Source organism: Streptomyces sp. NPDC026246 (assembly GCF_055567995.1).
The window spans coordinates 322,362-344,517 of record NZ_JBVHPJ010000002.1 but is presented as its reverse complement, the minus strand read 5'-3'; the positions used below and the strand labels follow the sequence as shown (position 1 = coordinate 344,517).

Annotated in this window: 23 protein-coding genes; 13 read left to right on the top strand and 10 right to left on the bottom strand. The window is 72.3% G+C overall.

Annotation, left to right across the window (positions count from 1 at the left end; all coding sequences use genetic code 11):
* Positions 1-123: 123 nt before the first annotated feature.
* The 3 genes from ACZ4M5_RS05670 to ACZ4M5_RS05660 all read right to left on the bottom strand — a co-directional run bounded on the left by ACZ4M5_RS05670 (position 124) and on the right by ACZ4M5_RS05660 (position 2,887).
* Entirely contained in the window at positions 124-1,446 is a 1,323-nt protein-coding gene (locus ACZ4M5_RS05670; protein WP_467733430.1) for a GH1 family beta-glucosidase, read from the bottom strand.
* Positions 1,447-1,538: 92 nt separating this feature from the next.
* Entirely contained in the window at positions 1,539-1,805 is a 267-nt protein-coding gene (locus ACZ4M5_RS05665) for a protealysin inhibitor emfourin (protein WP_467733428.1), read from the bottom strand.
* A gap of 20 nt (positions 1,806-1,825) precedes the next feature.
* The gene (locus tag ACZ4M5_RS05660; RefSeq protein WP_467733426.1) at positions 1,826-2,887 is read right to left on the bottom strand and encodes a M4 family metallopeptidase; all 1,062 of its coding nucleotides are present in this window, start codon (positions 2,885-2,887) and stop codon (positions 1,826-1,828) included.
* A 321-nt stretch (positions 2,888-3,208) separates the two neighbouring features.
* Here ACZ4M5_RS05660 and leuA point away from each other — a divergent pair, with 321 nt between their 5' ends.
* Positions 3,209-4,930: a 2-isopropylmalate synthase gene (gene leuA / locus ACZ4M5_RS05655; RefSeq protein WP_467733424.1), complete on the top strand. Its 1,722-nt coding sequence runs from the start codon at positions 3,209-3,211 to the stop codon at positions 4,928-4,930.
* Between the two features lie 186 nt (positions 4,931-5,116).
* Positions 5,117-5,815: a TerB family tellurite resistance protein gene (locus ACZ4M5_RS05650; RefSeq protein ID WP_467733422.1), complete on the top strand. Its 699-nt coding sequence runs from the start codon at positions 5,117-5,119 to the stop codon at positions 5,813-5,815.
* A gap of 16 nt (positions 5,816-5,831) precedes the next feature.
* Here ACZ4M5_RS05650 and ACZ4M5_RS05645 read toward each other — a convergent pair whose 3' ends face one another.
* Positions 5,832-6,764 (bottom strand): dihydrodipicolinate synthase family protein, encoded by a 933-nt coding sequence (locus ACZ4M5_RS05645; RefSeq protein ID WP_467733420.1) that lies wholly within the window; start codon positions 6,762-6,764, stop codon positions 5,832-5,834.
* Positions 6,765-7,006: 242 nt separating this feature from the next.
* On the opposite strand from ACZ4M5_RS05645, the gene ACZ4M5_RS05640 reads away from it, so the two are divergent.
* The 6 genes from ACZ4M5_RS05640 (at position 7,007) to ACZ4M5_RS05615 (ending at position 12,157) form a co-directional block, all read left to right on the top strand.
* Positions 7,007-7,510: a protein-tyrosine phosphatase family protein gene (locus ACZ4M5_RS05640; RefSeq protein ID WP_467733418.1), complete on the top strand. Its 504-nt coding sequence runs from the start codon at positions 7,007-7,009 to the stop codon at positions 7,508-7,510.
* 398 nt (positions 7,511-7,908) lie between these two features.
* Entirely contained in the window at positions 7,909-8,124 is a 216-nt protein-coding gene (locus ACZ4M5_RS05635) for a hypothetical protein (protein ID WP_467733416.1), read from the top strand.
* Between the two features lie 46 nt (positions 8,125-8,170).
* The gene (recO, locus tag ACZ4M5_RS05630; RefSeq protein ID WP_451877170.1) at positions 8,171-8,917 is read left to right on the top strand and encodes a DNA repair protein RecO; all 747 of its coding nucleotides are present in this window, start codon (positions 8,171-8,173) and stop codon (positions 8,915-8,917) included.
* A 45-nt stretch (positions 8,918-8,962) separates the two neighbouring features.
* Positions 8,963-9,790, top strand: coding sequence for an isoprenyl transferase (locus ACZ4M5_RS05625; RefSeq protein ID WP_467733413.1), 828 nt, complete (start codon positions 8,963-8,965; stop codon positions 9,788-9,790).
* Positions 9,791-9,883: 93 nt separating this feature from the next.
* On the top strand, positions 9,884-11,284 hold the full coding sequence (locus ACZ4M5_RS05620) for an MFS transporter (RefSeq protein WP_467733411.1): 1,401 nt from the start codon (positions 9,884-9,886) through the stop codon (positions 11,282-11,284).
* A gap of 132 nt (positions 11,285-11,416) precedes the next feature.
* The gene (locus ACZ4M5_RS05615) at positions 11,417-12,157 is read left to right on the top strand and encodes a YoaK family protein (protein WP_467733409.1); all 741 of its coding nucleotides are present in this window, start codon (positions 11,417-11,419) and stop codon (positions 12,155-12,157) included.
* 26 nt (positions 12,158-12,183) lie between these two features.
* Here ACZ4M5_RS05615 and ACZ4M5_RS05610 read toward each other — a convergent pair whose 3' ends face one another.
* Genes ACZ4M5_RS05610 through ACZ4M5_RS05595 form a run of 4 tightly spaced genes read right to left on the bottom strand, consistent with a single transcriptional unit; the run spans position 12,184 to position 15,311 of the window.
* On the bottom strand, positions 12,184-12,600 hold the full coding sequence (locus tag ACZ4M5_RS05610) for a Fur family transcriptional regulator (RefSeq protein WP_333930676.1): 417 nt from the start codon (positions 12,598-12,600) through the stop codon (positions 12,184-12,186).
* Positions 12,601-12,658: 58 nt separating this feature from the next.
* A complete protein-coding gene (locus ACZ4M5_RS05605) occupies positions 12,659-13,561 on the bottom strand; it encodes a metal ABC transporter permease (RefSeq protein WP_467733407.1) in 903 nt (300 codons plus the stop codon).
* Complete coding sequence (locus tag ACZ4M5_RS05600; protein WP_467733405.1) at positions 13,561-14,328, bottom strand: metal ABC transporter ATP-binding protein; 768 nt, start codon at positions 14,326-14,328, stop codon at positions 13,561-13,563. The genes ACZ4M5_RS05605 and ACZ4M5_RS05600 overlap by 1 nt, the downstream gene beginning before the upstream one ends.
* Before the next feature lie 20 nt (positions 14,329-14,348).
* The gene (locus ACZ4M5_RS05595) at positions 14,349-15,311 is read right to left on the bottom strand and encodes a metal ABC transporter substrate-binding protein (protein ID WP_467733403.1); all 963 of its coding nucleotides are present in this window, start codon (positions 15,309-15,311) and stop codon (positions 14,349-14,351) included.
* Between the two features lie 171 nt (positions 15,312-15,482).
* Here ACZ4M5_RS05595 and ACZ4M5_RS05590 point away from each other — a divergent pair, with 171 nt between their 5' ends.
* The 5 genes from ACZ4M5_RS05590 to ACZ4M5_RS05570 all read left to right on the top strand — a co-directional run bounded on the left by ACZ4M5_RS05590 (position 15,483) and on the right by ACZ4M5_RS05570 (position 20,275).
* Positions 15,483-16,865 carry a glycine--tRNA ligase gene (locus tag ACZ4M5_RS05590; protein WP_369195737.1) on the top strand — a complete coding sequence of 461 codons (1,383 nt, stop codon included), beginning with the start codon at positions 15,483-15,485 and terminating at the stop codon, positions 16,863-16,865.
* Between the two features lie 134 nt (positions 16,866-16,999).
* Positions 17,000-17,614 (top strand): LysE family translocator, encoded by a 615-nt coding sequence (locus ACZ4M5_RS05585; RefSeq protein WP_467733400.1) that lies wholly within the window; start codon positions 17,000-17,002, stop codon positions 17,612-17,614.
* Positions 17,615-17,697: 83 nt separating this feature from the next.
* Positions 17,698-18,702, top strand: a complete 1,005-nt coding sequence (locus ACZ4M5_RS05580; RefSeq protein ID WP_467733398.1) for an aldo/keto reductase — start codon at positions 17,698-17,700, stop codon at positions 18,700-18,702.
* Between the two features lie 26 nt (positions 18,703-18,728).
* A complete protein-coding gene (locus ACZ4M5_RS05575; RefSeq protein ID WP_467733396.1) occupies positions 18,729-19,316 on the top strand; it encodes a TetR/AcrR family transcriptional regulator in 588 nt (195 codons plus the stop codon).
* Between the two features lie 92 nt (positions 19,317-19,408).
* The gene (locus tag ACZ4M5_RS05570) at positions 19,409-20,275 is read left to right on the top strand and encodes a GNAT family N-acetyltransferase (RefSeq protein WP_467733394.1); all 867 of its coding nucleotides are present in this window, start codon (positions 19,409-19,411) and stop codon (positions 20,273-20,275) included.
* Positions 20,276-20,296: 21 nt separating this feature from the next.
* Here ACZ4M5_RS05570 and ACZ4M5_RS05565 read toward each other — a convergent pair whose 3' ends face one another.
* Both ACZ4M5_RS05565 and ACZ4M5_RS05560 read right to left on the bottom strand, forming a co-directional pair.
* The gene (locus ACZ4M5_RS05565; RefSeq protein WP_467733392.1) at positions 20,297-20,503 is read right to left on the bottom strand and encodes a hypothetical protein; all 207 of its coding nucleotides are present in this window, start codon (positions 20,501-20,503) and stop codon (positions 20,297-20,299) included.
* 158 nt (positions 20,504-20,661) lie between these two features.
* On the bottom strand, positions 20,662-22,113 hold the full coding sequence (locus ACZ4M5_RS05560) for an MFS transporter (protein WP_467733390.1): 1,452 nt from the start codon (positions 22,111-22,113) through the stop codon (positions 20,662-20,664).
* Positions 22,114-22,156 lie beyond the last annotated feature (43 nt).

Genomic DNA, 22,156 nt, shown 5'->3' with positions numbered 1-22,156 from the left:
GCGAGGGCGGCGCGAGCGGTCGGCGACCCGGCCGGCACGGGAAGTGCGGGGATCCGGCCGCGGATCACACAAGTAACTATGCTCGCAGCGCAGTTCAGACTGCAACCATCTTCGCGATACGCATCAGTCCTTCACCGTCCGGCTTTTCAGCATGTCCCGGTACCAGCGGTACGAGGACTTCGGGGTGCGTTCCTGGGTGCCGAAGTCGACATGGACCAGGCCGAAGCGGCGCGCGTAGCCCTCCGCCCACTCGAAGTTGTCCAGCAGGGACCACACGAAGTAGCCGCGCACGTCGACGCCCGCCTCCATCGCCGCGTGCAGCGCCCGCACATGACCGTCCAGGTAGGTGATCCGGTCCTGGTCGTCGAGACCGGGACAGGAGCACCCGTTCTCGGTGACGACCACGGGCGGGAGGCGGTCGCCGTAGCGGTCGCGGAACGTCGTGAGCACTTCCGTGAGGCCTTCGGGCACCACCGGCCAGCCGAAGTCGGTGACCGGCCGGCCCTCGATCCGCCGTACGGAGAAGGGCAGTTCCGCGGGCATGGTGACCCCGCCGAACTCGATCTCCGTTCCCTGCGGCGCCCCCACCCTGGTCGGGGCGTAGTAGTTGATCCCGTACCAGTCGAGGGGCTCGGCGATCACCTCCAGATCGGCGGCCACGTCGCCGGGCATCAGATCGGCGATGCCGTCCGGGTAGCGGCCCAGCAGCAGCGGGTCCGCGAACAGGCGGTTCAGCAGCAGGTCGTAGAAGTCGGCGGCCTCCCGGTCCGCCGTCGCGTCGGAGGCCGGCCAGGTCGGCCCGTGCGAGTTGGCGATCCCGATGTCCGTGGCGCCCGCGGCCCGCAGGGCGCGCACGCCCAGCCCGTGGGCCAGCAGCTGGTGGTGGGCGACCGGCAGCGCGTCGAACAGCAGCCGCCGGCCGGGTGCGTGCACGCCCAGCGCGTGACCGAGCAGGGTGTGCTCCGCGGGCTCGTTCAGTGTGATCCACTTGGTCACGCGGTCACCGAGCCGGCCCGCCACCCGCTCCACGTACTCGGCGAAGCGCGCGGCCGTGTCCCGCTCCAGCCAGTCCAGGTCCGCCGGCAGGTCCCAGTGGAAGAGCGTGGGCACCGGCCGGACGCCCGCCGCGCACAGCTCGTCCACCAGCCGGTCGTAGAAGTCCAGGCCCTGCGCGGAGCGCACCCGCGGCCAGGACACCGAGAAGCGGTAGGCGTCCACGCCCAGGTCCGCCAGAAGCGCCACGTCCTCGCGGTGGCGGTGGACGTGGTCGCAGGCCACCTCGGCCGTCGAACCGTCCTTCACCCGCCCCGGCTCGGCCGTGAAGGCGTCCCACACGGAGGGTTCGCGCAGCCCGGCCGCGCCCTCGATCTGGTGCGCCGAGGTCGACACGCCCCAGAGGAAGCCGGCCGGGAAGCGGGGGATCGCCTTGCCTGCGTCAGTCACCATGCGCTGGATCATCCGTACCGTCGGTAACGGAAGTCAACGGCCGCGTCGGAACGGGCCCTCACGCCCCGCCCGCCGTCACGCCCCGCCCTCCGTCACGCCCCCTCCTTCAGCACGCGCGAGATCAGTCTGCGCTGCTCGTCCGTCAGCCGCGGGTCGGCCGCGTAGACCGTCCTGCCGTCGATGGAGATCTGGTAGCTGAACCCGTCCGGGACGCCGACCGGCGGTGTGCTCCGGCCCGCGGCGACGGCCTGCTCGGCCAGGTCGTGCCACTCGGGGGCGTCCGAGCGGCCCGAGGTGTCGACCTCGGCGTACCGCTCGATGCCCGCGAACCCGCCCGTGCGCCTCACCTGAATCCGCATGGCACCTGTCTAGTACGGAACTACGGCGTCCGCACCCCGACCCTCTCCCACGCCTTCGACACGGCGTCCAGCTCCTCCCCGTCACCGAACCGCGCCCGGGCGGCCGCGACGGTGAGCGCGGCGAAGTCCGCGAACAGCGCCTGCTGCTTCAGCTCGCCGCCGGTCAGCACGTCGTACCAGATCTGCCCCGCCCGTTCCCAGGCGTGGCCGCCCAGCGCCGTGGCCGCGAGGTAGAAGGCGTGGTTGGGGATGCCCGAGTTGATGTGGACGCCGCCGTTGTCCCGCCCGGTGCGCACGAAGTCGTCCATCGTCGCCGGCTGCGGGTCCTTGCCCAGCACGTCGTCGTCGTAGGCGGTGCCGGGTGCCTTCATGGAGCGCAGCGCCGTGCCCGTCACCCGCGGGGCGAGCAGGCCCGCGCCGATCAGCCAGTCGGCCTCGGCGGCACTCTGGCCGAGCGCGTACTGCTTGATCAGCGCGCCGAAGACGTCCGAGAGGGACTCGTTGAGCGCGCCCGGCTGCCCGAAGTAGGTGAGGTTGGCGGTGTACTGCGTGACGCCGTGCGCGAGTTCGTGGCCGATCACGTCGACCGGGATGGTGAAGTCGAGGAAGATCTCGCCGTCCCCGTCGCCGAAGACCATCTGCTCGCCGTTCCAGAACGCGTTGTTGTAGTCGCGGTCGTAGTGCACGGTCGCGTCCAGCGGCAGACCGTCGCCGTCGATGGAGTCGCGGCGGTAGGCGTTCAGGAACAGCTCGAAGGTGGCGCCGAGCCCCGCGTAGGCGCGGTTGACCGTGGCGTCCCCGCCCGGCTCGTCGCCCTCGCCGCGGACCCGGTGGCCGGGCAGTTCGGTGCCGTGCCGGGCGTCGTGGATCGTGCGCCGCGGCCGGCCCTCGGCGACGGAGGGGACCGCCGCGGCGCCGAGGACCGTGGTCAGCCGGCGCTGGGTGCGCTCGAAGGCGTCGCGCTGCAGGGTGCGGCGGGCGGGCCCGGCGAGTGCGGGGTCCTCGGCCTGGGCGAGCCGGTCGAGGACGTGGGGCGGGACGATGGTGCAGAAGACGGGCTCGAAGCCCCCGTGCGTCGTCATGTCCGGCACCTTTGCACTGCGTGACCGTACTGTCACTACTCGCCACCATGATTGGTGAAATACCGGGACACCAGTGCTCACGCGCTGTAGCGGAGTGGTATGGCGCACTTTTTGTCCCGTATGGGCGTCCGGTCCCGCATACTGATACGACCCCGCGCGCCGGAGGGGGCTCGGCTAGCATGCTGCGCATCATGCGTTTCGGGCTGCTTCTCCTTAGCTGCCGCGGCGAGGGCCTGTAGTCGAGGCCGACTCCCTCCCCGCGGAGCTTGGTGCTGCGTCGTCGGCCGTCCTTCCGGACACCCCTTGAGGAGCCACCGCATCATGGCGAACCGCCAGCAGCCCAGTTCCCTGCCGATCCACAAGTACGGCCGCTACGAGCAGGTCGACATCCCGGACCGCACCTGGCCGGACCAGCGCGTCACCACCGCCCCCCGCTGGCTCTCCACCGACCTGCGCGACGGCAACCAGGCCCTGATCGACCCCATGTCGCCCGCCCGCAAGCGCGCCATGTTCGATCTGCTGGTGAAGATGGGCTACAAGGAGATCGAGGTCGGCTTCCCGGCGTCCGGCCAGACCGACTTCGACTTCGTGCGCTCCATCATCGAGGAGCCCGGGGCCATCCCCGACGACGTCACCATCTCCGTACTGACCCAGGCCCGCGAGGACCTGATCGAGCGCACGGTGGAGTCGCTGAAGGGCGCCAAGCGCGCCACCGTGCATCTGTACAACGCCACGGCCCCCGTCTTCCGCCGGGTCGTCTTCCGCGGCTCCCGGGAGGACATCAAGCAGATCGCCGTCGACGGCACGCGCCTGGTCATGGAGTACGCCGAGAAGCTGCTGGGCCCCGAGACCGAGTTCGGCTACCAGTACAGCCCGGAGATCTTCACCGACACCGAGCTGGACTTCGCCCTGGAGGTCTGCGAGGCGGTCATGGACGTCTACCAGCCGGGCCCGGGCCGCGAGATCATCCTGAACCTGCCGGCCACCGTCGAGCGTTCCACGCCCTCCACGCACGCCGACCGCTTCGAGTGGATGGGCCGCAACCTCTCCCGCCGCGAGTACGTCTGCCTGTCGGTGCACCCGCACAACGACCGCGGCACCGCCGTCGCCGCCGCAGAGCTGGCGCTGATGGCCGGCGCCGACCGCGTGGAGGGCTGCCTGTTCGGGCAGGGCGAGCGCACCGGCAACGTCGACCTGGTCACCCTGGGCATGAATTTGTTCTCCCAGGGCGTCGACCCGCAGATCGACTTCTCCGACATCGACGAGATCCGTCGCACGTGGGAGTACTGCAACCAGATGGAGGTCCACCCGCGCCACCCGTACGTGGGCGACCTGGTCTACACGTCCTTCTCCGGCTCCCACCAGGACGCGATCAAGAAGGGCTTCGACGCGATGGAGGCCGAGGCGGCCGCCAAGGGCGTCACCGTCGACGACATCGAGTGGGCCGTGCCGTACCTGCCGATCGACCCCAAGGACGTCGGCCGCTCCTACGAGGCCGTCATCCGGGTCAACTCGCAGTCCGGCAAGGGCGGTATCGCCTACGTCCTGAAGAACGACCACAAGCTGGAACTGCCCCGCCGGATGCAGATCGAGTTCTCGAAGATCATCCAGGCGAAGACCGACGCCGAGGGCGGCGAGGTCACGCCCAAGGACATCTGGGCCGTGTTCCAGGACGAGTACCTGCCCAACCCGCAGAACCCCTGGGGCCGCATCCAGGTCAGGAACGGGCAGTCCACCACGGACCGCGACGGCGTCGACACGCTCACCGTCGAGGCCACCGTCGACGGCAAGGACACCGTGCTGACCGGTACCGGCAACGGTCCGATCTCGGCCTTCTTCGACGCGCTGCAGTCCATCGGCATCGACGTACGCCTGCTGGACTACCAGGAGCACACGATGAGCGAGGGCGCCTCCGCGCAGGCCGCCTCCTACATCGAGTGCGCGATCGGCGACAAGGTCCTGTGGGGCATCGGAATCGACGCGAACACGACGCGGGCCTCGCTGAAGGCCGTCGTCTCGGCCGTCAACCGCACGACGCGCTGACCAGCCCTGGAGGCGATTCGAGGGCTCCGTCCGCCGCGGTCCGGCGGGCGGAGCCCCGTCACATACCGGCCAATTGCTGTGAGGGTCACGGAAAGGTCTCCTCCGGGGTGCTGACTCCTCGTCCCGGATGTGGCTAACATCACGCAAGCGCGGCGACGTTGCCGCGCGGCGTGACGGAGGTGCGACGTGCTGCCAGGACGGGGACGAAACGGCCGTGCCGCCGGGCTTGCCCGCATCCTGGGCACCCGTACCGCGTGGACGGCCGCCGGTGACGGGGAGTTCTTCTGCCCCGGCTGCGGCGGCGACCGCAACTACCAGCGGCTGACCGGGCAACGGCGCTTCGCCGTGTGCGGTGTGCCGGTGATGCCGCGCGGCGAGACCGGACCGGTAATCGAGTGCGCCGCCTGCCGCCGCCACTTCGGCACCGACGTCCTGGACCACCCGACCACCACCCGCTTCTCCGCGATGCTCCGCGACGCCGTGCACACCGTCGCCCTGGCGGTGCTCGCCGCGGGCGGCGCCTCCTCCCGTACGGCACTGGAGGCCGCCGTGCTCGCCGTGCGCGCGGCCGGCTTCGACGACTGCACGGAGGAGCAGCTGGCCGCCCTCGTCGAAGCGCTGGAGGCGGACACCGGCCGCATCACCGGCGAACCCTGCGGCGCGGGACTGGCCATAGAGCTCCACGAGGCCCTGGACCCGCTCGCCCCGCACCTGGCCACCGTCGGCCGCGAGTCCATCCTGCTGCAGGGCGCCCGCATCGCGCTGGCGGACGGGCCCTACACCCCGGCCGAGCGGGACGTCCTCGCCACCGTCGGGGCGGCACTGACCCTGTGCACGGACGACGTCACCCGGCTGCTGGCCGCGGCCGCGCGCACGCCGTCCTGACCTCCGGACGGGCGCCTCACAGGAGTCCGGCCGCAAGGAGGTGCCGGGCGACCCGCTCCACCTCGTCCGGTGACAGCGGCACCTGCGGTTCGGCCGTGACGGGGCAGTCGATGACGCCCCGCAGGTGCAGGGCGGCCTTGAAGGCGCCGATCGCCGAGGAGTTCGGTCCCATGCGCGCCGGGTCTCCGGCCGACACCAGACCGAACAGGGCGCACAGGCGCTCCTGTTCGGCCCGGGCCCCTGGGAGATCACCGGCGCGGTGCAGCCGGTCCAGGCGCACATAGCCGTCCGGGTCGACGTTGCCGAGGCCGGGCACGGCCCCGTCGGCGCCCATCGCCAGGGCCGCGTCGACCAGGAGCTCGGAGCCGGTCAGCACGCTGAACCCGGAGACCGGCCGGAGGTCCCGGGCCCCGGTGACGACCCGGCGGAAGGCGGCCAGGTCGCCACTGGAGTCCTTCAGCCCGGCGAGCACGCCGTCCGCGGCCAGTTCCAGGACCACCTCCGCCGGCAGCTTCGTGTGGACGGCGACGGGGATGTCGTAGGCGAGGACGGGCACCGGGCTCGCCGCCGCGACCGCACGGTAGTGGCGGGCGATCTCCGCAGGATGGGTGCGGGCGTAGAACGGGGCCGTGACGACGACGGCCTGCGCCCCGGCCGCCGTCACCGCGGCGACGTGGCCGAGGACACGGGGCGTCGTCATGTCGATCGCCCCGGCCAGCAACGGCAGTTGCCCGCCCACGTGCGCGGCGACCGACTCGACGACCAGTGCGCGCTGCGCGTCCGTCAGGTAGGCCGCCTCGGAGGTCGAGCCGAGCACGAACAACCCGTGCACCCCGCCGGTCACCAGGTGGTCGACCAGCCGGAGCAGCGACGGGACGTCCACCTCGCGGTCCGGTGTCAGGGGTGTGCAGACGGGCGGGACGACGCCGGTCCACGGGGCGTTCGGCATGGAGCCTCCATCGGGTCGCGTCGGTGGACGGGGTCGGGGGCCGACCCGTCCTCACCGACACGATGGTGGCAGTCGAAGCGGTGCGCGGGCGCCGACGCGGCGCAGAACCCCGGCATCCACCCCCGGCCGCGGAGGTCCGCCTCCGCTTCGGCTGACGGTGAACCGGCTTGCCGGGCCCGGCAGGCGGGGCTGGGATGGGACCACCGGAAAAGCCGAGGAGCGACGGGGACGAAAGGGGCGGCATGGACGGAACGGGCGGCGGGGACGCGACGGACGACCTGTGGGGCGAGGGCGGCGCCGGTGTCCTGCGCCTGCCCTCCGGCCGGCTGATCCGCGGCCGGGGCCTGCGCCGCCCGCTCGATCCGGCCGCCCCCGCTCCCGCCTACGGCCTGTACCTGCTGGGCGGACCGCCACCGCAGGTCCCCTGGGCGGCGGACTGGATCCGCTGGCCCGACTTCCGCCTCCCGGCGGACCGGGCGGCGGCCCGCACCGCACTGACCCGGGCGTGGGAACGATCCGCCGGCGAACGCGTGGAGATCGCCTGCGCAGGCGGCCGGGGCCGTACGGGTACGGCCCTGGCCTGCATCGCCGTACTGGACGGCGTCCCCGGCCCGCAGGCGGTGGCGTACGTGCGCCGCCACTACGACCGCCACGCGGTGGAGACGCCCTGGCAGCGGCGGTACGTACGCCGGTTCGGCGAGCCGTCCGGAGCCCGCCGGGCCGGACACGGTCCGGGTCGGCCGTAGGAGGAACCGGCCGGGGGAGGCACCGCCGGTGCGAGGCGCGCACGGGTGCCGAACCACCTTGTGCCAGCCCGCATTTGCACGGCACAAACCTCACCGAGTATAGACGCGGAGCGTCACCGAAGGGATGCGAAGAGTGAAAGCGGCGAAGGGAGGGGAGCACGTAAGGGCAGGTCAGCGGCGCTCGGCGCCACAGAAGCGGAGGACGCGGTGAAGGAATTGCGGGCAGCACGCGCCGGGGCCGGAAACAACCGGCCGTCATGGGGCCCCGACCCGGCGGGTTTCGCGCGGAAGGCGCCCTGTCCGCTCCTCGGAACGGGCCCCGGGACGGCCCTCGGAACGGGCCCCGGGACGGGACGGATCACCTCGCGCGGCGCCCGCCGGCTCCCGGCGGTGCCGCGGTGAGGCCCCCGGTCGGCGCGCACGTCGTGGACACCCGCAGTGGGCGCATCGGCATCGTCATGGGGCACGAGGGGCCCTACGTCCAGCTGAGGCCGTACGGGGGCGGCCGGGAGTGGGACGCCGACCCCCGCGCCGTCCGGCACGCCACCCCGGCCGAGCGGCTGAGTGCGGCGACCGCGCACGCCGACGCGCGCAGCAGGGGCGAAGTGCCTTGACCCACCTCACGGCCGGGGGAGTGCGCGCGTAGGCGAGAATGGGCGCATGAGTCTGTTCCGCGACGACGGCATCGTGCTGCGCACCCAGAAGCTGGGTGAGGCGGACCGGATCATCACGCTGCTCACCCGCGGTCACGGGCGGGTACGGGCCGTGGCCCGCGGCGTGCGCCGGACCAAGTCCAAGTTCGGCGCCCGCCTCGAACCGTTCTCCCACGTCGACGTGCAGTTCTTCGCCAAGGGCAGCGAACTGGTCGGCCGCGGGCTGCCGCTGTGCACCCAGAGCGAGACCATCGCGCCCTACGGCGGCGGGATCGTCACCGACTACGCCCGGTACACCGCCGGCACCGCCATGCTGGAGACCGCCGAGCGGTTCACCGACCACGAGGGCGAGCCGGCCGTGCAGCAGTACCTGCTGCTCGTCGGCGCCCTGCGCACCCTCGCCCGGGGCGAGCACGCCCCGCACCTGGTCCTCGACGCCTTCCTGCTGCGCTCACTGGCTGTGAACGGGTACGCCCCGACCTTCGGCGACTGCGCGAGGTGCGGGATGCCCGGACCCAACCGCTTCTTCTCGGTCGCCTCGGGCGGATCCGTCTGCGCGGACTGCCGGGTGCCCGGCAGCGTCGTACCCTCGCCCCAGGCCCTGGAACTCCTCGGCGCACTGCTGACGGGGGACTGGGAGACCGCGGACGCGTGCGAGGCGCGCCACGTCCGGGAGGGCAGCGGGCTGGTGTCCGCCTACCTGCACTGGCACATGGAGCGCGGCCTGCGCTCGCTGCGCTACGTCGAGAAGTAACAAGCGAGAAGTCACAAGCAAGCAAGCCGAGGAGACGAGACACACATGGCCGTACGCGGGATCCTGGGGCGCCAGCGCCGCGAGTACAGGACGCCGGAGCCGCACCCGTCCGGCGCGCGGCCCCCGAAGCTCGGGGAGCTCGTGCCGCGGCATGTGGCGATCGTCATGGACGGCAACGGACGCTGGGCCAAGGACCGCGGCCTGCCCCGCACCGAGGGGCACAAGGTGGGTGCCGAGCGCGTGCTGGACGTGCTGCAGGGCGCCATCGAGATGGGCGTGGGCGCCATCTCCCTCTACGCCTTCTCCACCGAGAACTGGAAGCGGTCGCCCGACGAGGTGCGCTTCCTGATGAACTTCAACCGGGACTTCATCCGCAAGACCCGCGACCAGCTCGACGAACTCGGCATCCGGGTGCGCTGGGTCGGCCGGATGCCCAAGCTGTGGCGCTCGGTGGCCAAGGAACTCCAGGTCGCCCAGGAGCAGACCAAGGACAACGACCGGCTGACCCTGTACTTCTGCATGAACTACGGCGGCCGGGCCGAGATCGCCGACGCGGCCAAGGCGCTCGCCGAGGACGTCAGGAGCGGCCGGCTCGACCCGTCCAAGGTCACCGAGAAGACCTTCGCCAAGTACCTGTACTACCCCGACATGCCGGACGTTGACCTGTTCCTGCGCCCCAGCGGCGAGCAGCGCACCTCCAACTACCTGCTGTGGCAGAGCGCTTACGCCGAGATGGTCTTCCAGGACGTGCTGTGGCCCGACTTCGACCGGCGTGACCTGTGGCGGGCCTGCCTGGAGTTCGCCTCCCGGGACCGGCGCTTCGGCGGGGCGATCCCGAACGAGGAACTGCTGGCCATGGAGGGCAGGCAGTAGGCGGTCCCGGCGGTCCGGCGGTCCCGGCGGTCCCGTCCGGCCCGGCGCCGCTTCCCGGTGGCAGCCGGGCCGGGGCGGCGGTGTCCTGGTGACATGGGTACGACGACTGCCGGCGCACCGCGGACCACCACGAACCGGTCCGGGGCCCTCGCCGCGGCCTCGCTGGCCCTGTTCTGCATCCAGCTGGACTTCTTCGCGCTCAACCTGGCGATCCCCGGGATCTCCGCGGACTTCGGCACCACCGTCTCCGCGGCGCAGTGGACCCTGTCCGCCTACATGCTCGCGGTGGGCTGCCTGTTCATCGTCGGCGGACGCCTCGGCGACCTGCTGGGCCGGCGCCCCGTCCTGCTCGCCGGGATCGGGGTGTTCGCCGTCGCCTCCGTAGGCTGCGCCCTCGCGCCCGGCCTCGGCGTGCTGGTCGTGGCGCGGATCGTGCAGGGCGCCGGCGCGGCACTGGTCTTCCCCGTGTCGGTGTCCGTGATCAGCAACGCCTTCCCCGGGGAGGGGCGGGCCCGTGCGCTCGGCGCGATGTTCGGCATCGCCAACGTCGGCACCGCCCTCGGGCCGTTCGTCGGCGGCGGCTTCAGCGACGGGCCGGGCTGGCGGTGGATCTTCTGGCTGCTGGCACCGCTCAGCGCGCTGTCCCTGCTGATCGCGCTGCGCTTCGTGCCCGACTCCCGGGACGAGGCCGCACCCCGCCAGATCGACCTGCCCGGCTGCCTGGCCGTCGTCACCTCCCTGGCCGCGCTGACCCTCGCCGTGGAGCGGGGGAGCGCCTGGGGCTGGGACCACGCCCGCACGCTGACCCTGTTCGCCGTCGCCGTGGTGGCCGGAGCCCTGTTCGTACTGCGCGAGCGGAGCTGCCGGCACCCGCTGGTCGACTTCCGGCTCTTCCGCAACATCCGCTTCGACCTGGTCACCGTGATGGGCTCGGTCGCCAACATGGGCTACGCGGTCACCGTGTTCCTGGCCACCCTGCAGCTGCAGCAGGTGCGGGGACTGTCGGCGATCCTGTCCGGCACGGTCTTCCTCGCCCCGGCCGTGATGGTCGCCTGCGCCGGGCCGATCGGCGCCTGGCTGTCCACCCGGATGCGGGCCACGAGCGTGATGGCCCTGGCCGGGGCCATCGCCGGCACCGGCATGATCGGGCTCAGCTGGGCCTGGTCCTGGTGGTTCTACCTGCCCGTGTTCACCTGGTGCGCGCTCGGGCTCGGGCTGGGCTGGACGTTCGCCAGCGTCGCCACGCAGCAGGTGGTCTCCCCCACGCGGGCCGGGGAGGCTTCGGGGGTGGTGCTGACCGCACTGGTCACCCTGGGCGCCATCGCCCTGGCAGCCGTCGCCGCGGCGATCACCTCCCTCACCCCCGAGACGGGCCCGGAGCGCGCCTACGACCTCCTCCTGCGCGTCGGCGGAGCCGTCATCCTGGCTTCCTCGGGCCTGGCCCTGCTGATCCGCCACCGGCTCGACGCGCGTGGGCTGGTGGCGGCCGGGTAGGCGTCCCGGCGGTCGACCGGCCGCTGCCGCGGGCCCGGCGCGGGCGTCTTCCCCGGGCCGCGCGGGGCGTACGGCCGCGTGTCCGGGCCGCGCATCCCGCCGGGTCCGGGGCGGGGTGCTCACACTGGCCGCATGCCCGATGCCTCCCCGGCCCTCGCGACCGACACCCGGCGGGTGGCCGTCATGACCGTCCTCACCGTGCTGGCCGGCGCCGTCGACGCCGTCAGCTTCCTGACCATGGGGAAGGTCTTCTGCGCCCTGGCCACCGGCAACGTGCTCTTCCTGTCCTTCGCCCTCGCCGGGGACGGGGACGTCCCGGTGGCGCGGCCCGTCACCGCCATCGGGGCGTTCATCGCCGGAGCCGCTCTCGCCGCTCTCGCCCTGAAGGCGGTGGCTGACCGGGGGCGGGGCTGGTTCCCGGCCGGGCTGGTGTGCGAGGCCGTGCTGCTGGTGGCCGCCGGCGCGGTGACGCTGTGGCGGCACGGCACGCAGGCCGCCGCCGACGCCGGCCAGGACCACGTTGTCATCGCGCTGGTCGCCCTGGCCATGGGGGTACGGGCCTCGACCGCGCTGCGCGTCCACGTGCCGGGCATGCCGACGCTGCTGAGCCAGACGGCGATCGCCGAGCTCGTCAACGACGTGCTGAGGCGCCCGCGGACGGCGCTGCGCGGGGTACCGGTGAAGCAGCGGCTGGCGCGGACGCGCTGGACGGCCACGGTCGGCGGCATCTTCGCCGGCGGAGTGCTGGGCACGCTGCTGCTGGTGCCGCTGGGCACCGGGCGGGCGCTGCTCGTCATCGCCGCAGCGGTGCTGCTCCTCGCCGCGGTCACGTCGGCGCTGCCGGAGCGGGCCGGGAGACCCGGGGGTTCCTGAGGTCTGCTGATCCCCGGCCCGGCTGCCTACTTCGCGGCCGCCGCGCACTCCGCGCAGGTGCCGAAGATCTCCACCGTGTGGGCCACGTTCACGAAGCCGTGCTCGGCGGCGATGGCCTCGGCCCACGTCTCCACGGCCGGGCCCTCCACCTCCACGGCCTTGCCGCAGCCGCGGCACACGAGGTGGTGGTGATGGTCGTCGGTGGAGCAGCGGCGGTAGACGGACTCGCCGTCGGCCGTGCGCAGGACGTCGACCTCGCCGGCGTCGGCGAGGGACTGCAGGGTGCGGTAGACCGTGGTGAGCCCGACCGAGTCGCCCTTGTGCTTGAGCATGTCGTGCAGTTCCTGCGCGCTGCGGAACTCGTCGACCTCCTGCAGGGCCGCCGCCACGGCGGCGCGCTGCTTGGTGGCGCGGCCCTTCACGGACGGTCCAGCGGTCGTCACCGTTGCCTCCTCACGTCTGCCTTGCCCGGGCCATTGTGCCAGCCCGGTGCGAGGGCGGTCAGACGCCGACCTCGTCGGCCGACTGACGGCTGCCCGGGATCGCGCACTCGGCGGGATCGGCCGCGCCGCGGGCGGCCGCCCGGGCCCGGGCGCGACGGCGTGCCAGCGGGGCGGCGAGCGCCGTCAGCACGACGAACGCGCCGATGGTCAGCAGCACGATGGTCGCCCCGGGCGGCACGTCCTGGTAGTACGAGGTGACCGTGCCGCCGATCGTCACGCTCACCCCGATGGCCACCGCGATCACGAAGGTCGCGGCGAAGCTGCGGGCGATCTGCTGGGCGGCCGCGACCGGCACCACCATCAGCGCGCTCACCAGCAGCAGGCCCACCACGCGCATCGCCACCGTCACCGTGACGGCCGCGGTGACCGCGGTCAGCAGGTTCAGCACGCGCACCGGCAGGCCCGTCACCCGGGCGAACTCCTCGTCCTGGCTGACCGCGAAGAGCTGCCGGCGCAGGCCCAGGGTGACCAGGACGACGAAGGCGGCCAGCACGCAGATCGCCGTCACGTCCGACTCGGACACCGTCGACAGGGAACCGAACAGGTACGACGTCAGGTTGGCGTTGGAGCCCGTCGGCGCGAGGTTGATGAACATCACACCGCCGGCCATGCCGCCGTAGAAGAGCATCGCGAGGGCGATGTCGCCGCGGGTGCGGCCGTACCAGCGGATCAGCTCCATGAGGACCGCGCCGAGGACGGAGACCAGGGTCGCCATCCACACCGGGGACCAGGTGAGCAGGAAGCCGAGGCCGACGCCGGTCATCGCGACGTGGCCGATGCCGTCGCCCATCAGGGCCTGGCGGCGCTGGACCAGGTAGATGCCGACCGCGGGGGCGGTGATGCCGACCAGGACGGCGGCGAGCAGGGCCCGCTGCATGAAGGCGTAGTCGAGGAAGTCCATCAGCTCAGCAGTCCCGTGCGGATCGGTTCGGCGCCCGCGGGTGCGTGCGGGTGCACGTGGTCGTGGCCGGGCAGGGCGTGCTGCCCGACGGCCTTCGGGGGCGGTCCGTCGTGCACGACGCAGCCGTCGCGCAGGACGACCGCCCGGTCGATCAGGGGCTCCAGCGGGCCGAGTTCGTGCAGCACGAGCAGCACGGTGGTGCCCTGCGAGACCTGCTCGGTGAGCGTGTGCGCGAGGACCTCCTGGCTGGCCAGGTCGACGCCGGCCATCGGCTCGTCCATGATCAGCAGCTCGGGCTCGGAGGCCAGGGCGCGGGCGATCAGGACGCGCTGGTGCTGGCCGCCGGACAGGGCGTCGACGGGGTCCTTCGCCCGGTCGGCCATGCCGACGAGCTCCAGGGCGCGCCGTACGGCCGCGTGGTCGGCCTTGCGCAGCACGCCGAAGCGGGTCCGCGACAGGCGGCCGGAGGACACCACCTCGGTCACCGTGGCGGGCACGCCGCCCGCGGCCGTGGTGCGCTGAGGGACGTAGCCCACGCGGTGCCAGTCGCGGAAGCGCGCGCGGTCGGTGCCGAACAGCCGGATCTCGCCGGCGCCGGTCTGCACCTGGCCGATGATGCTGCGCACGGCCGTGGACTTGCCCGAGCCGTTCGCGCCGAGCAGCGCGACGACCTCGCCGCTGCGCACGGTGAGGTCGATGCCGCGCAGCACGGGGCGCGAGCCCAGGTCCGCGCGGACTCCGCGCAGGGATACGACGGGCTCGGTCATGCCGTCCTCCGATGGGTCGATCACTTGGCGCCCAGGGCCTTCTGCAGGGCCTTGAGGTTGGATTCCATGACCTGGAAGTAGTCGTCACCGCGGGACCTGTCGGTGATGCCCTCCAGCGGGTCGAGGACGTCCGTCTTCAGGTTCGCGTCGCGGGCGAGGGTCTTCGCGGTCTTGTCGGAGACCAGTGTCTCGTAGAAGACGGTGGTGACGCCGTCGGCCCTGGCCTCCTGCTGGAGCTCCCTGACCCGGGCGGCGCTGGGCTCGCTCTCGGGGTCGACGCCGGAGATGGCCTCCTGGGTGAGGCCGTAGCGCTCGGCGAGGTAGCCGAAGGCGGCGTGGTTGGTGAAGAAGACCTTGCTCCGGGTGTTCTTCAGGCCGTCCTCGAAGTCGGCGTCCAGGGCGTTCAGCTTCTTCACCAGGGCCGCGGTGTTCTTCTCGTAGTCGGCCGCGTGGTCGGGGTCGGCCTTCTCGAAGGCCTTGCCGACACCCCGGGCGATCTCGGCGTACTTCACCGGGTCGAGCCAGACGTGCGGGTCGCGGCCGTGCTCGTCCTCCTCGGAGTGGCCTTCCTCGGAGTGGCCCTCCTCGCCCTCGTGGCTGTGGCCGCCGGTGCCGTGGTCCTCGAGGTGGGTGAGGCCGGCCGCGTCGATCTTCGTCTCGACGCCGGTCTGGGCGACGGCCTCGTCGACGGCCGGCTGCAGGCCCTTGAGGTAGAGCGCGGCGTCGGCCTCCTCCAGCTGCGCGCGCTGCTGGGTGCTGATCTCCAGGTCGTGCGGCTCCTGGCCCGGCTCGGTGAGGCTGGTGACGTGGGCGTGGTCGCCGCCGATCTGCTCGGCGAGGAACGCCATCGGGTAGAAGGAGGCGACGACGTCGAACTTGTCCGTGTTGCCCGTCGCCGCGCTGTCGCTGGAGCAGGCGGTGAGGGCGCCGAGGCCGAGAGCGGAGGCCAGGGCGGCGGGTATGAGGCGTCGTCGTACGTTCATGACAGTCATTTTCAACAAATATGGAAACCGTTGTCAACAAACGGTCTCACCAGGGCCTTGAGGCCCGCACAGGGGGAGCGATTTGATTGAGGGGGCGCCCCCGCCGGTAACCTGAATCATTCGCTGGAAGCATCTCGCTTCAACGCCCGTCGTCGTAATGAAGAGAGCACCGTGGCCGCCGACAAGATCGACACCATCGTCAGCCTGAGCAAGCGCCGTGGCTTCGTATTCCCCTGTAGTGAGATCTACGGCGGTCAGCGCGCCGCTTGGGACTACGGCCCGCTCGGTGTCGAGCTCAAGGAGAACCTCAAGCGCCAGTGGTGGCGCTACATGGTGACGTCCCGGGAGGACGTCGTGGGTATCGACTCGTCCGTGATCCTGGCCCCCGAGGTCTGGGTCGCCTCCGGCCACGTCGCCACCTTCACGGACCCGCTGACCGAGTGCACCTCCTGCCACAAGCGGTTCCGCGCGGACCACCTGGAGGAGGCCTACGAGGCCAAGCACAAGCGCCTGCCGGAGAACGGCCTGGCCGACGTCAACTGCCCCAACTGCGGCAACAAGGGCCAGTTCACCGAGCCCAAGCAGTTCTCGGGCCTGCTGTCCACCCACCTCGGCCCCACGCAGGACTCCGGCTCCGTCGCCTACCTGCGCCCCGAGACCGCGCAGGGCATCTTCACCAACTTCTCGCAGGTGCAGACCACTTCGCGCCGCAAGCCGCCGTTCGGCATCGCCCAGATGGGCAAGTCCTTCCGCAACGAGATCACGCCCGGCAACTTCATCTTCCGCACCCGCGAGTTCGAGCAGATGGAGATGGAGTTCTTCGTCAAGCCGGGCGAGGACGAGAAGTGGCAGGAGTACTGGATGGAGCAGCGCTGGAACTGGTACACCGGCCTGGGCCTGCGCGAGGAGAACATGCGGTGGTACGAGCACCCGAAGGAGAAGCTCTCCCACTACTCCAAGCGCACCGCCGACATCGAGTACCGCTTCCAGTTCGGCGGCAGCGAGTGGGGTGAGCTGGAGGGCGTGGCCAACCGCACGGACTACGACCTCGGCGCCCACTCCAAGGCCTCCGGCCAGGACCTGACGTACTTCGATCAGGAGGCCGGCGAGCGCTGGACCCCCTACGTGATCGAGCCCGCGGCCGGTGTCGGCCGCGCCATGCTGGCGTTCCTGCTGGACGCCTACGTCGAGGACGAGGCGCCCAACGCCAAGGGCAAGCTGGAGAAGCGCACCGTGCTGCGCCTGGACCACCGCCTCGCCCCGGTCAAGGTCGCGGTCCTGCCGCTGTCCCGCAACCCCGAGCTGTCCCCGAAGGCCAAGGGCCTGGCCCAGGCGCTCCGGCAGAACTGGAACATCGAGTTCGACGACGCCGGCGCCATCGGCCGCCGCTACCGCCGCCAGGACGAGATCGGTACGCCGTTCTGCGTGACCGTCGACTTCGACACGCTCGAGGACAACGCGGTCACCGTCCGCGAGCGCGACTCGATGAAGCAGGAGCGCGTCTCCCTCGACCAGATCGAGGGTTACCTGGCGGCCCGCCTGATCGGCTGCTGACGCCTCTTCCCCGTACGACGGTGCCGGGTCCCTCCCGAGGGGGCCCGGCATCGTCGCGTCCAGGGGTGGTGGCCCCCCAAGGGGTGTGCCGATTGGCCCTGTTGCCGCCAGGACCGCGACGTGAGGGTGGGGTCATGAGCCTCGCCTTCCTGCTGACCACCCTGATCGTCGTCGCCACGCCGGGCACCGGCGCCCTCCACACCCTCGCCGCGGCGCTCTCCCGCGGCCCGCGCGCCGGTGTCGTCGCGGCCGTGGGCTGCACGCTCGGCATCGTGCCCCACCTGCTGGCCACCGTCACCGGCGTGGCCGCCCTGCTGCACGCCAGTGCGACCGCCTTCCAGGTGCTGAAGTACGCCGGCGTGGCCTACCTGCTGTACATGGCCTGGGCCACCCTGCGCGACAAGGACACCCTCACGGCGCAGGAGGGCGAGGCCGCACCCCCGTCCGCACGGCGGGTGATCGTGCGGGGCGTGCTGATCAACATCCTCAATCCGAAGCTGACGGTCTTCTTCTTCGCCTTCCTGCCGCAGTTCGTGAGCCCCGGGGAGCCGCACGCGGTGGTCCGCATGGCCGGGCTCGGCGGGGTGTTCATGCTGGCCACCTTCCTGGTGTTCGCCGCGTACGGGCTGCTGGCCGGGGCGGTGCGCGGCCGGGTGCTGAGCCGGCCGCGGGTCATGGCGTGGCTGCGCCGGGGTTTCGCCGGGTCGTTCGTGGCGCTGGGCGCGAAGCTCGCGATGACGGCCCGGTAGCGGCGACCACCGGAGCGACGGCACTGACAAGTATTGAATGACAGATATTGAAATCTGTCAGCTGTCATGCCATCGTGGAGGGCATGACGATGCGAACGCGTTCCCTCGGAACCACCGGCCCCCAGGTCTCCGCCCTCGGTCTCGGCTGCATGGGCATGTCCGCCCTGTACGGCGAGGCGGACCGGGCGGAGTCCGTCGCGACGATCCACGCGGCGCTCGAAGCGGGCGTCACCCTCCTCGACACCGGCGACTTCTACGGCATGGGCCACAACGAGATGCTGATCGGCGAGGCCCTGCGCGCCGCCCCCGCAGCCCGGCGCGAACAGGCCCTGGTCAGCGTCAAGTTCGGCGCCCTGCGCGGCCCGGACGGCAGCTGGTCGGGCTACGACGGACGGCCCGCCGCGGTGAAGAACTTCGCCGCCTACTCCCTGCAGCGGCTCGGCGTCGACCACATCGACGTCTACCGCATCGCCCGGCTCGACTCCGACGTGCCGGTCGAGGAGACGGTCGGGGCGATCGCGGAACTGGTCGAGGCGGGGTACGTGCGGCACATCGGCCTCAGCGAGGTCGGCGCCGCCACGATCCGCCGGGCCGCCGCCACCGCGCCGATCTCCGACCTGCAGATCGAGTACTCCCTGATCTCCCGCGGCATCGAGGCCGAGGTCCTGCCCACCACACGCGAACTGGGCATCGGCGTCACCGCCTACGGGGTGCTCTCCCGGGGGCTGATCTCCGGTCACTTCACGGCCGACCGGCAGCTGGGCCCGGGCGACTTCCGCGCGATGTCGCCCCGCTTCCAGGGGGACAACCTCCGGCACAACCTGGGCCTCGTGGAGGCGCTGCGGAAGATCGCCGAGCAGAAGGGCGTCAGCGTCGCGCAGATCGCGATCGCCTGGGTGCTCTCCCGGGGCGAGGACATCGTGCCGCTGGTCGGCGCCCGCCGCCGCGACCGGCTCGACGAGGCGCTGGGCGCCCTGGAGGTCACCCTCGACGACGCCGACCTCGCCGCGATCGAGGAGGCCGTGCCGGCCGGGGCGGCCGCCGGCGAGCGCTACCCGGCGGCCCAGATGGCGCACCTCGAGAGCTGAACCGGGCTCCGGGTACGGTCGGGGGCATGGCACCGACCAGCGAGACCCTGACCGCCGAGCGCATCCTCGAAGCGACGGAGGAGGTGCTGCGCCGCCACGGACCGGCCAAGGCCACCGTGGTGGACGTGGCCCGCGCGCTCGGCGTCAGCCACGGCAGTGTCTACCGGCACTTCCGCACCAAGGCGGCGCTGCGCGAGGCGGTCACCAAGCGCTGGCTGGACCGCACCTCCCGCGAGCTGTCCGGCATCGCCGCCGCGGGCCGCGACCCCGAGGCCCGGCTGCGGGACTGGCTCGGCGCGCTGTTCGCCGCCAAACGCCGCAAGGCGGGCGACGATCCGGAGCTGTTCGCCACCTACACGGTCCTCACGGACGAGGCCGGCACGGCGGTCGGCGACCACATCGCCGACCTGACCGCCCAGTTGGCCGCCATCGTGCGGGACGGGGTGGACGCCGGGGCCTTCACCGCCGCCGACCCCGAAGCCGCCGCCCGCGCCGTCTTCCACGCCACCGGCCGCTTCCACGACCCCGCTCACGCCCGGGAGTGGACGGAGCCGGGCGCCGAGGCCGACTTCAGGGCCGTCGTCGACCTGCTGGTGCGTGGACTGCGGGCCTGAGGACGAGGGCCGTGCCAGGTGCGCCCGGGCCTCGTGGGGGCCAGGATGGGAGGCGAGGGGCGGGCCGCCGCGGGCAATGCGCGCAGAAGGGGATGGCGACCGTGGATCTCATACTCCGCCCGGGCACCCCGGACGACGCCGCGGAGTGCGGCCGGATCTGCTACGAGGCCTTCGCGGGAGTCGCCGGGGAGCACGCGTTCCCTCCCGACGTCCCGAGCCCCGAGGTCGGTGTCGCACTGATCGAGGGTGCCCTGACGCACCCGGGGTTCTACGGTGTCGTCGCCGAGTTCGACGGGCGGATCGTCGGCAGCAACTTCCTCGACGAACGCTCGGCCGTCGTCGGGGTCGGACCCGTTACCGTCGACCCGGCCGTGCAGAACGCGGGCGTCGGCCGCCGTCTGATGCGGGACGTGCTGGAGCGGGCGGACGAGCGCGGGGCACCGGGCATCCGTCTGCTGCAGAGCGGCTACCACAACCGGTCGTTCTCCCTGTACGTGCGCCTCGGCTTCGTCCACCGCGCCACCGTGGCGTGTGTGCAGGGGCCGGCGCTGCGGCAGGCACTGCCCGGGTACACGGTGCGAGAGGCCGTGGACGCGGATCTGGGCGCCTGCAACGAGGTGTGCCGGCAGGTCCACGGCGTCGACCGTGGCGGCGAAGTGGCCGACGCGCTGAAACAGGGCACGGCCAGGGTCGTGGAGCGCGCGGGACGCGTCACCGGCTATGCCACCGACCTGGCGTTCTTCGCGCACGCCGCGGGGGAGACCACCCCGGACCTCCAGGCACTGATCGCGGCCGCCCCGCAGTTCGGCGGCCCGGGCATCCTGGTCCCCGTGAGCGATCACCTGCTGCTGCGGTGGTGCCTGTCCCACGGCCTCAGGGTCGTGCAGCTGCTGAGCCTGATGACCATCGGCCTCTACAACAGCCCGGACGGCGCGTACCTGCCCTCGATCCTCTACTAGGGCCTCTCCCGCCCGGGGCGCTCACGCCGCGGTCGGGTCCACCGTCGCCTGGTGGGCCAGAAGGAGGTGCTCCTCGGCCTTCAGGCCGGGCAGCAGCGGGGCGGCGGTGCGCCAGCCGCAGGTGTCGCACCGGATGGTGCGCTGCGTGCCGGTGCGCCGCAGGCGCACCACGTGCCGCCGCCCGTGCTGGTCCCACCGGCAGACGCTGCTCGTGTCGGTCTGCGTCATGACGCCCCCCGGGTCGCGCTCGGCTGCTCACGGTCCGTCCGCGGCAACGGAACTGCTACCCCGGCCACGCGTCCTCAGGCCACGCGGTGTGCGGCGGCGGGCCGGAGAGGAGTCGCCGGCCCAGGCGCGGCGGCCGAACGGAAGCCGGTCGGCGGGTGTCAGGCGCGCTCCGCCGTCACCACGACGTCCCGCACCTCCGCCGACCGCAGCCGTTCCGCGGCCCGTTCGGCGGTGCGCCGGGCCCACCGCCCGGTCGTCAGCGCGCCCAGCGTCAGCACCGCGAAGCCGCACGCCGCGAGGATCCACCAGCCGGGCCGCGCGGCGGAGACGAACGCGGCACGGTACGAGGACGCGCCCACGCCCGCCGCGAGCACCGCACCCACCACGGCCACGCCCAGCGTCTGCCCCAGCTGGCGGCTGGTGGAGGCGACGGCCGCCGCGACGCCCGCCTGGGCGCGGGGCATGCCGGACACGGCCGTGTTGGTGATGGGCGCGTTGACGAAGCCGAAGCCGACGCCGAACAGGACGTAACCGAGGAAGAGCGTGGTGTTCGACGTCTCCGCCTCGAACGCGGCGAACAGCACCCCGCTCACCGTCATCGCCACGCCCGCGATCAGCAGGGGCAGGCGAGGACCGCGCGTGCCGACCAGGCGGCCCGACAGCGGTGCGCACAGGAACGTCGGCACCGCCATCGGCAGCATCCACAGGCCCGCCTCCAGTGCCGTCAGCCCGCGCACGCCCTGCAGGTACAGGGTCGACAGGAACAGGAAGCCGCCGAGCGCCGCGAAAGCGCTGATCGCCACGACCGTCGCCCCGCTGAACGGCGCCGAACGGAAGAACCGCAGGTCGATCAGCGGTTCCTCGCGGCGCGGCTCGTACAGGAGCAGGCCGGTCAGCGCGGCCAGGGCCACGACGGCCAGCGGGGCGATCGAGGCGAAGGACGTGCTCGGCGCCTCGATGATCGCGTACGTCAGAGAGCCGAACAGGGCGATCACCAGCACCTGGCCGACCGGGTCGGGACGGCGGGCCCGGGGCGCGCGGGACTCGGGGACGAAGCGCAGGGTGAGCAGCAGGGCGGCCAGTCCGACCGGCAGATTGATCCAGAAGATCGAGCGCCAGCCCACCGACTCCACCAGCACACCGCCGACGAGGGGGCCGGCGGCCATCGAGATGCCGACGACGGCCCCCCAGGCGCCGATCGCCCGGGCCCGCTCGCGCGGCTCCGTGAACGTGTTGGTGATGATCGACATGGCGACCGGGTTGAGCATCGAGCCGCCCACCGCCTGCACCATCCGGAACGCGACCAGCGCCGGGAGGTCCGGCGCGAGGGAGCACAGGACCGAGCCGAGGGTGAAGACGACCAGGCCCGCCATGAAGACCCGTTTGCGGCCGATCCGGTCGGCGGTGGAACCGGCGAGCATCAGCAACGAGGCCAGGACCAGGGTGTAGGCGTCGATCGTCCACTGCAGGCCCGAGGTGCTCGCGTGCAGGTCCTGCTGCATGGACGGCAGGGCGACGTTGAGGACCGTGTTGTCGAGGCTCACGATCAGCAGGCTCATGCAGCAGATCGCGAGCACCAGCATGCGGCGGCGGGGACTGGGCTCGGGCATGGACTCCATCGTACGCCGATTTCGATAGTGTGCCTAACTAAAG